Origin of the sequence: Streptomyces sp. AP-93, from assembly GCF_022808175.1 — a bacterium.
GTDB lineage: Bacteria > Actinomycetota > Actinomycetes > Streptomycetales > Streptomycetaceae > Streptomyces.
On record NZ_JALGBX010000008.1, the window covers coordinates 171,927 to 186,578 of the forward strand.

12 protein-coding genes and 2 tRNA genes are annotated in these 14,652 nt (G+C 73.4%); 3 read left to right on the top strand and 11 right to left on the bottom strand.

All coding sequences use genetic code 11. From position 1 onward, the window contains the following. Positions 1-22: 22 nt before the first annotated feature. Positions 23-99 (bottom strand) — tRNA-Pro (locus tag MTF69_RS15795). Between the two features lie 179 nt (positions 100-278). Here MTF69_RS15795 and MTF69_RS15800 point away from each other — a divergent pair. Next, positions 279-349, top strand: a tRNA-Gly gene (locus MTF69_RS15800). A 70-nt stretch (positions 350-419) separates the two neighbouring features. Here MTF69_RS15800 and MTF69_RS15805 read toward each other — a convergent pair. From MTF69_RS15805 to MTF69_RS15840, 7 genes are all read right to left on the bottom strand, one after another. Beyond that, on the bottom strand, positions 420-740 hold the full coding sequence (locus MTF69_RS15805) for a hypothetical protein (protein WP_243334858.1): 321 nt from the start codon (positions 738-740) through the stop codon (positions 420-422). Positions 741-818: 78 nt separating this feature from the next. Further along, a complete protein-coding gene (locus MTF69_RS15810; RefSeq protein ID WP_243334860.1) occupies positions 819-1,013 on the bottom strand; it encodes a hypothetical protein in 195 nt (64 codons plus the stop codon). Positions 1,014-1,143: 130 nt separating this feature from the next. Then, positions 1,144-1,599 carry an HD domain-containing protein gene (locus MTF69_RS15815; RefSeq protein WP_243334862.1) on the bottom strand — a complete coding sequence of 152 codons (456 nt, stop codon included), beginning with the start codon at positions 1,597-1,599 and terminating at the stop codon, positions 1,144-1,146. Beyond that, positions 1,596-2,996, bottom strand: a complete 1,401-nt coding sequence (locus MTF69_RS15820; protein ID WP_243334864.1) for a pyridoxal-dependent decarboxylase — start codon at positions 2,994-2,996, stop codon at positions 1,596-1,598. Before MTF69_RS15820 ends, MTF69_RS15815 begins: the two co-directional genes overlap by 4 nt. Positions 2,997-3,565: 569 nt before the next feature. After that, entirely contained in the window at positions 3,566-6,001 is a 2,436-nt protein-coding gene (locus MTF69_RS15830; RefSeq protein WP_243334866.1) for an ABC transporter permease, read from the bottom strand. Continuing rightward, positions 6,001-6,981, bottom strand: coding sequence for an ABC transporter ATP-binding protein (locus tag MTF69_RS15835; RefSeq protein ID WP_243334867.1), 981 nt, complete (start codon positions 6,979-6,981; stop codon positions 6,001-6,003). The genes MTF69_RS15830 and MTF69_RS15835 overlap by 1 nt, the downstream gene beginning before the upstream one ends. A gap of 1,052 nt (positions 6,982-8,033) precedes the next feature. Beyond that, on the bottom strand, positions 8,034-9,179 hold the full coding sequence (locus MTF69_RS15840; RefSeq protein ID WP_243334869.1) for a PP2C family protein-serine/threonine phosphatase: 1,146 nt from the start codon (positions 9,177-9,179) through the stop codon (positions 8,034-8,036). A gap of 116 nt (positions 9,180-9,295) precedes the next feature. Between MTF69_RS15840 and MTF69_RS15845 the strand changes: the two genes are divergently transcribed. Then, entirely contained in the window at positions 9,296-10,531 is a 1,236-nt protein-coding gene (locus MTF69_RS15845; protein ID WP_243334871.1) for a GNAT family N-acetyltransferase, read from the top strand. A gap of 301 nt (positions 10,532-10,832) precedes the next feature. On the opposite strand, the gene MTF69_RS15850 is transcribed toward MTF69_RS15845, so the two are convergent. Both MTF69_RS15850 and MTF69_RS15855 read right to left on the bottom strand, forming a co-directional pair. Continuing rightward, complete coding sequence (locus tag MTF69_RS15850; RefSeq protein WP_243334873.1) at positions 10,833-11,639, bottom strand: Fpg/Nei family DNA glycosylase; 807 nt, start codon at positions 11,637-11,639, stop codon at positions 10,833-10,835. Positions 11,640-11,754: 115 nt separating this feature from the next. Next, the gene (locus MTF69_RS15855; RefSeq protein ID WP_243334875.1) at positions 11,755-12,240 is read right to left on the bottom strand and encodes a ribose-5-phosphate isomerase; all 486 of its coding nucleotides are present in this window, start codon (positions 12,238-12,240) and stop codon (positions 11,755-11,757) included. A 220-nt stretch (positions 12,241-12,460) separates the two neighbouring features. Here MTF69_RS15855 and MTF69_RS15860 point away from each other — a divergent pair, with 220 nt between their 5' ends. Then, the gene (locus MTF69_RS15860) at positions 12,461-13,900 is read left to right on the top strand and encodes an amino acid permease (RefSeq protein WP_243334877.1); all 1,440 of its coding nucleotides are present in this window, start codon (positions 12,461-12,463) and stop codon (positions 13,898-13,900) included. A 69-nt stretch (positions 13,901-13,969) separates the two neighbouring features. Here MTF69_RS15860 and MTF69_RS15865 read toward each other — a convergent pair whose 3' ends face one another. Next, on the bottom strand, positions 13,970-14,551 hold the full coding sequence (locus MTF69_RS15865) for a biotin transporter BioY (protein ID WP_243334879.1): 582 nt from the start codon (positions 14,549-14,551) through the stop codon (positions 13,970-13,972). Between the last annotated feature and the right edge of the window lie 101 nt (positions 14,552-14,652).

Here is a 14,652-nt window from a genome sequence, read left to right on the forward strand (position 1 = left end):
AGGCGCCGCGCGCTACTCCTGCTGGTCGGGGTGGCCGGATTCGAACCGACGACCTTCCGCTCCCAAAGCGGACGCGCTACCAAGCTGCGCCACACCCCGTCGGTGCGACACGTAGGGTACATGCCCGAAGACCCTCCGCCGTGCGGAGTTTCGGCGAAAGACGCACCCGGGTGCGGCCGCCACTGTCCGCGGGCGCGAAATAGACGTGTGCGATCCCCCGCCGGAACCCGCTAGGATGCTGTTCGTGCCGCGGTCCCCGGACCTGCGTCGCACGTGCTGCGGGTGTAGCTCAATGGTAGAGCACTAGTCTTCCAAACTAGCTACGCGGGTTCGATTCCCGTCACCCGCTCAGAGACCGAAAGGGCCAGGTCAGAGGATGTTTCCTCGACCTGGCCCTTCGTCGTTCCCGGGGGCTGCGGTCACCGGGTTCCGCGGGCGGTGGCGCGTGGCACCATCGAGCGATGTTGACCGAGGAGGAAGCCCGTCGGCTGGTGCTCGCCGAGATCGCGCGCGTGCGGGACGGCATCGCGTACGAGCTCGGGATTCGCCAGGTCCAGCAGCTCTCGTTCGGGTGGCTCTTCTTCTGGGGAGCGGTCGGTGACGGGTGGAGTGGGCAGCGACCTCGGCTTGGAGGCAACGGGCCCTTCCTGGTGGATCGTGAGAACGGTCGGCTGATCCGAACCGCTACCAGCGTGCCCGTGGCGCGTCAGATCGCGGACTACGAGCGTCGTCTTCGACATGAGGCTCACGCCCGCAACGCGGCAGTGAAGAGGGCTGCGCCGCAGCCCGATATCGGAGCCTCGGTGCGCTCGCGTCCCTCAGAGTTTGATGCCCGCGATCGTGTCCGCGAGGGAGTTCAGGAAGCGGTTGACGTCCGGGGCGATGGAGCTGGACGCGAGGAAGAAGCCGAAGAGGACCGCGACGATCGCGGGGCCGGCCTTGAGGTGGCCTCCGCGGATGAGCACCACGAGGATGATCGCCAACAGGACTACCACTGACAGCGAAATGGCCACTTCTGATCACACCTTCGGTCGTCCCCTGGTCGGCCCGGGGCACGGCACTGCGCACCCCCACATGGTCCATCCTCCCACCAACGCGCCCCGGCTATCCGTCTCGTGACGAAGTGACGGTGACGCTTTTGCGTCAGGGGGTGGTGAGACCCAGGAGGGAGCGGATGTATGTGTACTTTCCGGACAGTCTGTCGCGGGTGGGGGCGTCGAGGACCGCGAGGCGGGCGGGGTCCGCGTTGTGGGCCAGGTCGGCTTCCTTGACCAGGAGGGCGCCGGGGGTGTCGAGGATCCGGGCCGTGTACGCCTCGACCGGTTCTCCGGGGCGTTTGGTGACGGCCAGGACCATGTCCTTGACGGATTGCGGGAGTCCGGCCGATTCCAGCCAGGCCGGGGTGAGGGCTTCGTCCTCGATCGCGTCGTGGAGCCAGGCCGCCGCCTGCTGTTCGGCGGTGCCGCCGCGGGCGCGGACGCCCTCGGCGACTGCGGCGAGGTGTTCCGCGTACGGCCGGCCGGCCTTGTCGGTCTGGCCCTCGTGCGCGGTGCGGGCGAGGGCCTCGACCTCGATGAGGGTGAGTGGGCCGCTGGTCATCCGAGCTCCTTCGCCGCCGTGTGGAGGGCCTGCGCGATCCGCCGGACATCCGCTTGTGTGGTGCGCCAGTTGGAGAACGCCGCGCGCAGGGCGGGGGTTCCCGCGTACGTCGTGGGGGTGACGAACACCTCGGGTCCGGCCGCTTCACGCAAGGCCGTGAGGCGGGCCGGGGTGGGGGAACGGGTGAGGGTGAAGCAGACGACGTTCAGGCGGACCGGGGCGAGGGCCGTGAAGTACGGGTCCTGCGTGAGGAATTCGCCGAGGGAGCGGGCGCAGGCGATGTCCCGTTCCACGATCTCGCGGTGGCCCTCGCGGCCGTAGGCGCGCAGCGTGAACCAGGCGGCGAGGGCGCGCAGCCGGTGGGAGTTCTCCGGGGTGAGGTGCACCAGGTCGGGGTCGTCGGACAGGGGGCCGAGGTAGGTGGCGGCGTTCTGGAAGACGCGGGCCTGGAGGTCGCGGCGGCGGGTGAACTGGACGGCGCTGTCGTAGGGGACGTTCAGCCACTTGTGCAGGTCGACGCAGACGGAGTCGGACGCGTCGAGGCCGTCGGTGAGGTGGGCGTGGGCTGGAGAGAGGGCCGCGAACGCGCCGAAGGCGGCGTCCGTGTGCAGCCAGAAGTCGTGGCGTTCGCGGAGTGCGGTGATGGCGCGGAGGTCGTCGAAGTCCACGGTGTTGACGGTGCCGGCGTTGGCGACGACCACGGCGGGGCGGCCGGGCGCATCGGCGAGGGCGCGGTCCAGGGCGGCCGGGTCGACGGCCTCGCGGCCGGGCAGGGTCGGTACGGGTACCAGGGAGGCGCGGCCCAGGCCGAGGACGGAGAGGGCCTTGGCGATGGAGGAGTGCGGGGCGCCGGAAAGGACGCGGACCGGGCCGAGGGCGGCCGCGCCGTCCTCGGCCGGGGAGACGCCGAGGCGTTCGCCGAGCCATTCGCGGGCGATGGCCAGGCCGGTGGTGTTGGACATCGTGGCGCCGCTGACGAAGGTGCCGGTGTGGGCGGCGGAGAGGTGGAAGAGGTCGCGGAGCCAGGTGACGGTTTCGCGTTCGAGGTCCTGGCCTCCGCCGTCCAAGGCGGAATTGGAGTTCTGGTCGTGGGCCGCGGTGAGCCAGTCGCCCGCGAGGGCGGCGGGGGTGGCGCCGCCGGTGACGAAGCCGAGGTAGCGGGGGCCGGCGGAGGCCGAGAGCCTCGGCGCCCAGCGCTCCGCGAAGGCCGCGAGGGCGGCCTCCGTGCCGGCGCCGTGCTCGGGGAGCGGCGGGGCCGGCTCGGCCGCCGGGTGTGGCGGCGGTACGGATACGACGGGACGCGCGTCCAGCGCTGCGAGGGTCGCGGCGGCGGCGTCGCGGGTGGCGTCGAGGAGCTCGGGGAGGCGGGCCAGGTCGGCGGCGAGGGTGCGGTCCATGGGGGCACGGTAGGGGGGGGCCGGGCGTCGGCGGACCGGCCAATCGGGGGTGAGTGGCCCGGGGGTGAGTGGCCCCGGGGTGAGTGGCTGGTGTCGCTGCCGGGCCGCTGCGCGGGTGGGGCTGGCTGCAGGGTGCCGCTGCCCGGGCCGGGCAGGGCAGGGCCCGGCCGGGCCGGGCAGGGCCGGGCCGGCCGGGCCGGGCCGGGCCGCAGCCTGGGGCTGGGCGGGAACGCGGTGACGCCTCGCGGGCCGGAGGAGGTACACGGCGTCGTTGCGCGTGTGGGCGGCCCTGCGGGGCGCTCGTCCCCTACCCGCCCTTCCGCCGTTCCCCGGGCTCCGCCCGGACCCGCGCCTCAAACGCCGGCGAGGCTGGATTTGGCCGGCGTCAGCCCTTACGGGCGCGCTTCGCCGCGGCGCGGCTGGACGGGGGGCTGGAAGCGCTGCGGGCGCCGGAGTTCGCAGAGCGGGGGCACATCTACCGGATCGGGGTGGCCGAGCGGGTTACCGTCTCCGCCGGGCCGGCGTTGGCGCCGGACAACGACGGCGCGGGCTGGTCGGTGGGCTGCGCATCAGGTTCGGCTGAGGCGTAGGGATCGGCGGGCCGGGAGGGTTGTGGCCGCCAGGGTCAGGGTGATGGCGGCCGCCGCGAAGGAGCCGTAGACGAGGGGCGGGACGTACGGGGTGGTGCCCGTCATCGCTTTCGTCAGGGGGAACAGGGTGGCCAGGGCTATCGACGAGCCAAGGGCGATGCCCGCGCCGCTGACCAGGAGGGCTTCCCAGCAGAGCATCCGCAGGATCTGGCGGCGGGTGGAGCCGATCAGGCGGAGCAGGTGGAGTTCGCGCCGGCGGTCCAGGACGGTCATGACCAGGGTGTTGGCGGCGGCGACGGCCGCGAAGCCGCCGAGGACGGCCGCCATGGTGGTGTTGGCCCAGGCGTTGAGCCGGCGGTCCACGCTCTGCTCGGAGGTCCAGGCGGCGGCGGACAGGACGGGGCCGAGGCCTTCGGGGGCCGGGCCCCGGACCAGGAGTTCCGTGGGGCGGCCGGCGGTGGTGTGGCCGGCCAGGTCGGTGGCGGGGAGGGTGACCTCGCCGAGGCCGAGGCCGCGGGTGTAGACGGCCACGATCTCGGGGGTGGCACGGGTTCCGTCGGGCAGGCGCAGGTCGATGCGGTCGCCCGTCCCGGTGCGGGTGGCCTCGGCCAGGGTGCGGTCGACGGCGACCGTGCCGGGGGTCAGGCGGGAGAGGTCCCCCGTACGGACTCCCAGGTCCTGGACCTTGGTGAGGTCCCCGGTGACGCCCTGTGCGGAGGCGGTGTGGAAGGTGCGGTCGCCGCCGGAGCCGACGACGGTGAGGACGGAGGTACGGGTGAGGGCGACGGCCCCTGCCGCGACGGCCCGGTCGATCGTCGCCCGGTCGACGGCAGGCCGGTCGGCGGTCGGCCGGTCCGTGCCGCCGTGCGGGGCGGCCCCGCCGATGGGCACAACGTGGTCGGCCAGCAGTCCGGCCTCCTGCTGCTGCCGTACCGCCCGGTCCTCGCTGGTGTGGAGGAAGACCAGGGTGGAGGAGAAGGCCATGGCGAGCACGATCGGGGTGATGGCGGAGGCGAGACGGCGCGCGTGGGTACGGGAGTTGGCGGCGGCCAGCTCGCCGGGTGCGCCGCCCGCGCGCAGCGGGAGCCCGAAGAGGGCGGCGCAGGCGCGGGCGATCAGCGGGCCGAGCAGGGCGACGGCGAGCATGAAGAGCATGACGACGCCGAGGGCGGCGTTGGCGGCGTCCGGGCCGCTGCTGGTGGCGGCCAGGGTCGTGCAGGCGGCGCCGCCGGCCAGGGCGGCGAGGCCGAGCGGGGTACGGATCCACCCGGGCCGCAGCCGTTCCACGGCGGCCGCGGCGAGGGCCAGGCCGGGGCGGATGCGGGCGGGGCGGCGGGATGCGGCCCAGCCGGCGATCAGGGCGGCGGCCAGGGCGAGGCCGGTGGCGCTGACCAGGGCGATCCAGGAGACGGCGAGGTCGATCCCGGCCGGGACGGCGCCCTTCGCCTTGAGCTGCCCGAACCACCAGGAGGCGAGGGCGATGCCGGGTACGCAGCCCAGCGCGCCCGCGACCGGGGCGACGAGCAGGGCTTCGGTGGCGACCGTACGGCGGATCTGGCGCGGGGTGGCTCCGACGGCGCGCAGCAGGGCGAACTCGCGGGAGCGCTGCCCGACGGAGAGGGCGACGGTGCCCGCGGCGGTGAAGACGGCGACGAGCGTGGCGATCCCGCCGAAGGAGCCGCCGAGGCCGGTCAGCACCTCCTTGGCCCCCGCGAGCCGCGCGTCGAGGGCGCGGGCGTCTCCGGTCAGCACCTGGGCGCGGCCGTCGACGGCCGCCCGGGCCTGCGCCGCGTCGGCCCCGAACAGCACGATGGCGTCGAGCGCGTCGGGGTGTCCGGACAGGGTCCGGGCCTCGGTGTCGGCGAACCAGGCTCCCGGCCGGTCCGCGCGGCCCACGACGCGGAACTCCCGGGGTCCGGCGGGGGTGTCGAGCGTGACCCGGTCCGGGCCGTCGGCCCCGCCCAGGACGACTTCGCCCGGGGCGGCCGGGGCACGGCCCGCGCGGAGCTCCGTAGGGCTGAAGGCGGTGGAGCCCCAGCCGGAGGCGTCGAGCGTGCGGCCCGCTCCGTCCCGTACGGGGAACACCACGTCGGGCACCGCCCGCCCCAGCGGAGCCAGTTGCTCCAGCAGGGCGGCGTCGACCCGGGCCCGGTCCGGGAGCGGGGCTGCGACCTCGTAGGCGCCGTCGCCGCGGCCCATCCGCAGGCGGGCCTGCTGATCGGCGGCGACGACGACGGGGGCTTCGGCGTACCGCGTCGGCGGGGTGCTCGCGCGGGCCCCGGTCTCCAGGAGGATCCCGCAGGCGGAGACGATGGCGACGGCCATGAACAGGGCGACGAAGGTGCCGGCGAAGGCGGCGGGCCGGAACCGGATCACGGCGCGGGCCAGGCCGTTGGAGCGGGGGCGGAGCGACATCAGGCGACTGCTCCTGCGTACCGGGGAGCGGCGGGTGAGGGGGACGCGGCGGACGCGGGCCCGGGCGCGGGCGCGGGCGCGGGCGCGGTCAGGGCCGTCATGCGGGCGGCGATCGTGGCGGCGGAACTGCGCGGGAGGCGGTCGGCGATGAGGCCGTCGGCGAGGAAGAGCACCTGGTCGGCGTGGGCGGCGGCGGCCGGGTCGTGGGTGACCATGACGACGGTGGCGCCGAGGGTGTCCACGGCGCTGCGGAGCAGGCCGAGGACCTCGGTGGCGGTGGTGGTGTCGAGGGCGCCGGTGGGCTCGTCGGCGAAGACCACGTCGGGTCGGGTGACCAGGGCTCGGGCGATGGCCACGCGCTGCTGCTGGCCGCCGGAGAGTTCGGCGGGGCGGCGGCGGCCCTTGCCCTCCAGGCCGACGCGGGCGAGCAGGTCGGCTGCGCGGGCCTGGCCCTGGGAGGTGGTGCGGCCGCCGGCCAGGCGCATGGGGAGCAGGACGTTCTGCTCGACGGTGAGGGAGGGGAGGAGGTTGAAGGCCTGGAAGACGAAGCCGAGGCGGCTGCGGCGCAGTTCGGTGAGCTCGTTCTCGTTCATGCCGGTGATCTCGGTGCCGCCGAGGCGGACGGAGCCCTCGGTGGGGAGGTCCAGCCCGGCGGCGCACTGGAGGAAGGTGGACTTTCCGGAGCCGGAGGGGCCCATCACCGCGGTGAAGCTGCCGCGGGGGAGGGCGAGGTCGATGCCGCGCAGGGCGTGTACGGCGGTGGCGCCGCGGCCGTACTGGCGGCGGACGGAGCGGAGCTCGACGGCGGCGGTGGCGGTGGTGGCGGTGGCGGTGGCGGTGGCGTCGTGCGACGCCTCGGCCTGGACGGTCCGGCCCGGGTGTCCGGGCTGTGCCGGGTGCTCCGGGTGCGTGGCCTGCTGCGGCTGCTGCGCCTGCCCCGCCTGCTGCTCGGCCTGCCGCTTGCTGCGCCGGAGCCTCATGGTGTGCCGCCTTCCGTGCCGGTCGACCACCCGGTGGTGATCGTGTCTCCGACGCTACGGAGGGTGCGGTGGTCGGGACCATGACGGGAGCTGGCGGACCGGTGGTGGGGGTAACCCGACCACCGGCCGGGGGGCGGGCGGGGCCTGCCGGCCCGGGCACAGGGGTGGCACCAGCCCGGGCACAGGCACGGGCAGTTGCCGACGCGGGCGCGGGCGGGAGCCGGCGCGGACACGGGCGGGAGCCGGCCCGGGCGAGAGCCGGCCCGGGCCCGGGCCGAGGCGGGCACGGGCACGTGCCGGCGCGGGCATCTGGGAGGAGCCGGCTGCGGCTTCGGCCGTTGCCCTGCGGGGCCTGTCCCCTACCCGCCCTTCCCCCGTTCCCCGGGCTCCGCCCGGACCCGCGCCGCAGACGCCGGCGGGGCTGGGAAGGGGTACCTGGCTGCGCCCGGACCCCCTGGGGCTCCGCCCCAGACCCCGCGCCTCAAACGCCGGCGAGGCTGATTTCGGCCGACGTCAGCCCGCACGTACCCGCCGAGCGATGGCAAATCCAGTCCCTCCGGCGTTTGAGGAGCGGGGGCCCGGGGGCCGGCCCCCGGCAACGGGTCCGGGGCGCAGCCCCGGGGAACGGGCGAAGGGCGGGTAGGGGACCCAGCCCCGCAGGGCAGACAAGCCGCACCCGCCCACCGGCCCCCGCCCCAGGCGGCCGTGGCAGCAGCACCGACCAGCCACCGCCGGACGGAGTCCGGCGCAGCGGCACGAAGCCCGCGCAGCGGTGCGAGGGGCGCGTCGAAAAGGTGCCCGGCGCAGCGGCACGAAGCCCGCGCAGCGGTGCGAGCGGCGCGTCGAAAAGGTGCCCGGCGCAGCGGCACGAAGCCCGCGCAGCGGTGCGAGGGGCGCGTCGAAAAGGTGCCCGGCGCAGCGGCACGAAGCCCGCGCAGCGGTGCGAGGGGCGCGTCGGGAAGGTGCCCGGTGCAGCGGCGCGAAGCGCGCGCAGCGGTGCTAGGGGTGCGTCGAAAGGTGCCCGGCGGAGCGGTGTGTTGGGTAGGTGCGTGTTAGAAGGAATGGCGGCGGATGAGGAGGAGGGCCCTGTCGTCGTTGACGTCCTTGGCGACCTTTTCGATGAGGTGCCAGGTCGCGCCCTCCCAGCCGGCGGCGACGTAGCGGTCGGCCTCGCCGGTGAGGCGGTCGATGCCCTCGCTGATGTCCCGGTCGGCGGTTTCGACGAGGCCGTCGGTGAAGAGCATCAGGACGTCGCCGGGGCGGAGGTTGCCGCGGGCGGGGGTGAACTCGGCGCCGTCGTAGACGCCGAGGAGCGGGCCCTCGCCGGTCATCTCCTGCCAGCGGCCGGTGCCGGCGGAGAGCTGGAGGGCGGGCAGGTGGCCGGCGGAGAGGAGTTCGTAGTCGCCGGTCTCCAGGTCCAGGACGAGGTGGATGGAGGTGGCGAAGCCCTCGTCCCAGTCCTGGCGGAGCAGGTAGCCGTTGGCGGCGGGCAGGAAGCCGTGCGGGGGGAGCGCTCCGAGGAGGCCGCCGAAGGCGCCTGAGAGGAGGAGGGCTCGGGAGCCCGCTTCCATGCCCTTGCCGGAGACGTCGGTGAGGACGATCTCCAGGGTGCGGCCGCCGTTGGTGCGGGCGGCGACGACGAAGTCGCCGGAGAAGGACTGGCCGCCGGCGGGGCGCAGGGCCATCTCCCGGTGCCAGCCGCGCGGCAGGGCGGGCAGTTTGCTCTGGACGCGGATGCGTTCGCGCAGGTCGAAGAGCATGGTGCCGCCGCGCCGCCAGGGCACGCCGACGCGGCTGCGGAACTGGGCGATGACCAGGCCGAAGAACCCGCAGGCCGCGACGACGAGGACGGTGCCGGGGGTGACCCGTGCCGGGCCCTGGGTGTACGGGCCGAGGACGAGGGCCTCGACGATGAGCGCGGCCGCGGAGGCCGCGTACAGGGCGAGCAAGCTGGCGGGGCGAAGGAGGAGGCCTCCCGCCACGATCGGCAGGACGAGCGCGGCGGGCGAGAACCACACGGGCAGCATCAGGGTGCCGCAGGCGATGGCCGGGATGGTCAGGATCAGGCAGCCGAAGGCCAGCCAGTCGGAGGCGTCCCCGCGGAAGTAGTCGACGGCGGATTTGCGCAGCGCTGTGCGCGCCCGGTGCCAGATCATGCGGGTCCGGGCCAGGAGGGACTCCACGTGTGCTCCGGCCATTGCTTCGGGACCCTATCCATCCTGGCTGTGCGCGCGCAGGGGTACCCCCTGAGATGGGCCCATCGGCAACCGAAAAGAGATCGACCGGGACGGATTGCCTTGATAGGGATGGCCGTATGGCTCTTGAGACGCGCGTGTTGCAGGCCTCCGAGTGGGACGTCTGGTACGACCAGCTGGAACTGGCGTTCGGCGGAGTGCCCGAATCCGTCGAGGAGCGGGAGCTCTACCGGTCGCTGACGGAGACGGAGCGGTCCCTCGGCGTCTGGGACGGCGGGACCTGCGTCGGTACGGCGGGGGCCTTCTCCTTCCGGCTCTCGGTGCCGGGCGGAGCACTCGTCCCCGCCGCCGGGGTCACGATGGTGGGGGTCTCCCCCACGCACCGCAGGCGGGGTGTGCTGACCTCGCTGATGCGCCGCCAGTTGGACGAGGTCCGGGCGGGTGGTGAACCGATCGCCGTGCTGACGGCCTCGGACCCGGCGATCTACGGGCGCTTCGGCTACGGCACCGCCGCGTACTCGATGTCCGTGGAGATCGACAAGACCCGCGTACGGCTCTCCGTGCCGCCGGGGACCGACGACGTACGGCTGCGGCTGGTCGATGCGCAGAAGGCGCTCGCCGACTGCGAGCGGGTCTACGCGGCGCTGGTCGCGGGCCGTCCCGGGATGCCGGCCCGGCAGCCGGGCTGGGAGCTGCAGGCGCTGCTCGACCCGGAGTCTTCGCGGGGCGGCGGGTCGCCGCTGAAGTGCGTGGTCGCGGAACGGGCGGACGGCGAGGTGGTCGGGTACGCCCGCTACCGGGTCAAGCCCGAGTGGGACCTGACCGGCTCGGACGGCCGGGTGGAGGTGGCGGACCTCGACGCGCTCGATCCTGCGGCGTACGCGGCGCTGTGGCGGTACGTGTGCTCCATCGACCTGACCTGGACCGTACGGGCCGTCAAACGGCCGGCGGACGATGCGCTGCTGCACCTGGTCACCGATGTCCGCCGGACGCGGGTGGCTCTGCGCGACTCGATGCACGTACGGCTCGTGGACCTGCCGGCGGCGCTGGCCGCGCGGGCCTACGGGGCTCCGCTGGACGTGGTGCTGGAGGTGGAGGACGCCTTCTGTCCGTGGAACGCGGGGCGCTGGCGGCTGGCCGTCGGCGCGGACGGGGCCGCGGTCTGTACCCGGACGGAGGACCCGGCCGACCTGGAGCTGGCGGTACGGGAGCTGGGCGCGGCGTACCTGGGCGGGGTCACCCTGAACTCGCTGGCCGCGGCCGGCCTGGTGCGCGAGGTCCGCGCGGGAACGCTGGCCCCGCTCTCGCGCACCTTCGCCGGCGACGTGGCCCCGTGGCTGCCGCACGGGTTCTAAGACTTGATCCGTTATTCCCGCAGGGATGACGGACTGCAGCCGGGGCGGTTCCCGGGCTGTCCGGCGTGGTCACCCGAGGGCGGCTCATCCGGGGTCGCTCAGGGCGCTGGTCCGGCATTCGGGGAGCAGAGGCACAACGCAGACGCTGTACTGCCGCGTGATCCGTACCGGCAAGCCGGGGACAGGCACGGTGCGGTTGACTCCCACAGGGCGTCTTCTCGCCCTATCCCTTACGGGACTTGGGCGTCGTAGCGGAATTCCGGTACGCCCTCTCATGCCTACGGCCTCGAAGCCTGGCGGCCTAGCGCTGCTGGCATCCCGGGCACCAGAAGAGGTTGCGGGCGGCGAGACCGGCGGTGCGGATCTCGCCCCCGCAGATGTGGCAGGGCATGTGGGCCCTGCGGTAGACGTACACCTCGCCGCCGTGGTCGTCCACCCTCGGCGGGCGGCCCATCGCCTCGGGCAGGTGCTCGTCGCGGACGGTGTCGATGCGGTTGTTGCGCACGCCCTCGCGCATGAGGAGGACCAGGTCGGCCCAGATCGCGTTCCACTCGCCGCGGGTCAGGTCCTTGCCGAGCCGGTACGGGTCGATGCCGTGCCGGAAGAGGACCTCGGCGCGGTAGACGTTGCCGACGCCCGAGACGATCTTCTGGTCCATGAGCAGGGCGGCGACGGTGGTGCGGGAGCGGGAGATCCGGGCCCAGGCCCGGTCGGGGTCGTCGGTGGGGCGCAGCGGGTCCGGGCCGAGCCGGTCGTGTATCGCCTTCTTCTCGCCCTCGCCGATGAGCGCGCACGCGGTGGGGCCGCGCAGGTCGGCGTAGTGGTCCTCGTTGAGCAGCCGGAGCCGGACCGTCTCCGTGGCGGGCGGGGCCGGGGCGGGGCCGAAGCCGAGCTTCCCGAAGAGGCCGAGGTGGATGTGGATCCAGGCGTCGCCGAGTTCGAGGAACAGGTGCTTGCCGTGTGCCTCGGCGGATTCCAGCTCGCGGCCGTCGAGCAGGGCCGCGCTCTCGGCGAACCGGCCCTGCGGACTGCTCACCCGGACCGGCCGGGCGGCGAAGCGCTCGGTGTGGTCCTCGGCGAGGCGGTGGATCGTATGCCCCTCGGGCACGGCGGCACTCCTCGAAAAGCGGACGGGACAGCGGACGGGAGGGGGGACGGGACAGCAGACGGGACATGAAAAACCGGCCGCGCCGCCCCGGAGGGCGCCGCGGCCGGAAGCGGGATCAGCCCTGCGGGTGGTGGGCCGGGATCGGGGGGAGCTCGCCGGTGGTCTCGTAGGCGGAGAGCATGTCGATCCGGCGGGTGTGGCGCTCCTCGTCGGAGTACGGGGTCTTCAGGAACGCGTCGATGAAGCTGACGACCTCGTCCTGGGTGTGCATCCGGCCGCCGACGGAGATGACGTTGGCGTTGTTGTGCTCACGGCCGAGCTCCGCGGTCTGGACGCTCCACGCGAGGATGGCGCGGATGCCCTTGACCTTGTTCGCGGCGATCTGCTCGCCGTTGCCGGAGCCACCGATCACGATGCCGAGGGAGCCGGCGTCCGCGGCGGTCTGCTCCGCGGCGCGCAGGCAGAACGGCGGGTAGTCGTCCACCGCGTCGTAGATGTGGGGCCCGCAGTCGACGGGCTCGTGGCCGTTGTTCTTGAGCCAGTCCACCAGGTGGTTCTTGAGCTCAAAGCCGGCATGGTCGGATCCGAGGTACACGCGCATGGTCCGAGTGTGGCACGAGCCGGGCCGGGGACCCGCCGCGGGGTGTCGCGTAAGTCACTTCTAAAGCTCAAGTAAACCCAAAGAACGCAGATGGGACACCGCGGGACCAAGGTCCTGGACGTTCGCCCCGAAGCAACGATCCGGATTGGGGTCTTCCGCCCTGCGTTCATCTCAGGTTTGAATGCCGGGGCTCGCCACCCGAGAACCTAAGGATCCGTTCATGAGTTCCACGACGACCCTTCAGAAGGAAGGCGCCCCCACCGGCAATCCCGGTGACGGTCAGCCCTCCGACGGCCTGAAGGCCGGTCTCAAGAACCGCCATCTGTCCATGATCGCCATCGGTGGCGTCATCGGCGCCGGGCTCTTCGTCGGCTCCGGCGGCGGTATCGCCAAGACCGGTCCCGCCATCCTGCTGTCCTACGCGCTGGTCGGCGCGATGGTCGTCTTCGTCATGCGGATGCTGGGCGAGATGGCCGCCGCCAGCCCGAACTCCGGCTCCTTCTCCGCGTACGCCGACCGGGCGCTCGGCCGCTGGGCCGGTTTCTCCATCGGCTGGCTGTACTGGTTCTTCTGGGTCGTCGTCCTGGCCGTGGAGGCCACCGCCGGCGCCGTCATCCTCGAAAGCTGGGTCCCGGCCGTCCCGCAGTGGGCCTGGGCGCTGATCGTGATGGCCGTGCTGACGGTCACCAACCTCGGCTCGGTCGCCTCGTACGGCGAGTTCGAGTTCTGGTTCGCCGGCATCAAGGTGGTCGCCATCAGCGGCTTCGTGATCATCGGCATGCTGGCCGTCTTCGGCGTGCTGCCGGGCTCGGACAACCCGGGCGCGGGCTTCGCCCACCTCACCGACACGGGCGGCTTCATGCCGAACGGCTGGGGCTCGGTCCTCACCGGTGTGCTGATGGTCGTCTTCTCCTTCATGGGCAGTGAGATCGTCACGCTGGCCGCCGGCGAGTCCGAGGACCCGCGGCGCGCGGTCACCAAGGCCACCAACTCGGTGATCTGGCGCATCGGCGTCTTCTACTTGGGCTCGATCTTCATCGTGCTGACTCTGCTGCCGTGGAACGACGCGTCGATCGTGGACAAGGGCTCGTACGTCGCCGCCCTGGACTCGATCGGCATCGCGCACGCCGGCCAGATCATGAACGTGATCGTCCTGACGGCCGTGCTGTCCTGCCTGAACTCGGGCCTGTACACCGCCTCCCGCATGGCCTTCTCGCTGGGCGAGCGCGGTGACGCCCCGAAGGCCTTCGCCAAGGTGAACAAGCGGGGCGTGCCGACGGCCGCCATCCTCGGCTCGGTCGTCTTCGGCTTCCTCGCCGTCTACTTCAACTACGCCTTCAAGGACACGGTCTTCAGCTTCCTGCTGAACGCCTCCGGCGCGATCGCGCTGTTCGTGTGGCTGGTCATCTGCCTGACCCAGCTGCGGATGCGCGGGATCCTCATGCGCGAGGCCCCGGAGAAGGTGACCGTGAAGATGTGGTTCTTCCCGTACCTGACCTGGGCCACCGCCGCGATGATCACCTTCGTCCTCGGCTACATGGTCTACGACAAGGACAACCGCGAGATCGTCCTGCTGTCGCTGCTGGTCGCGGCCGTGGTGATCGCGATCGGCGTGGCACGCCAGCTCCGCCGCAAGGCCACCCTGAACGCCTCCGCGTAGTACCTCCAAGACCACGGAAGCCCCGGACCGCCAGTCGCGGTCCGGGGCTTCCGTCTGGAGTACGAGCGCTCACGCGCGGCCGAGGAGCTTCCAGGCGGCCGGCAGCAGGCCCATCGCCAGCGCCGCCTTGAGCGCGTCGCCGATCAGGAACGGGGTCAGACCGCCCGCGACGGCCGCGCCGAAGGACATCCCGGTGGCCAGCGCGAGGTAGGGGACGCCGACGGCGTAGACGACCGCGGAGCCCAGCACCATCGTGCCCGCCGTACGAAGGACCGAGCGGTCGGCGCCGCGCCGCGCGAGGGCGCCCACGACGGTGGAGGCCAGGAGCATGCCGAGGACGTAGCCGAAGGTCGCGCCGCCCGCGCCGGAGGAGCCGCCCGCGAACCACGGCACGCCGGCCATGCCGACCAGGGTGTAGAGGGCCAGGGAGAGGAAGCCGCGGCCGGCGCCCAGCGCGGTGCCCACGAGCAGCGCGGCGAAGGTCTGCCCGGTGATCGGGGCGGCCAGGCCGTCGACGTGCACGGCGATCTGCGCGGCCAGGCCGGTGAGCGCGGCTCCGCCGGCCACGAGCGCGATGTCGCGGACGCGGCTCGCGGGCAGCAGGTCGGCGAGGACGGCGCCGGGCCGGAAGGAGACGGAAGCAGTGCTCATCGGGGACTCCGCGGGAGGTGGGGGAAGCAGGGACGATCACCGACGTTAGTCCCGGCTCCGGGGCCGCATCAGGGTGGCCCGGGACAAAGCCGTACTCCCCG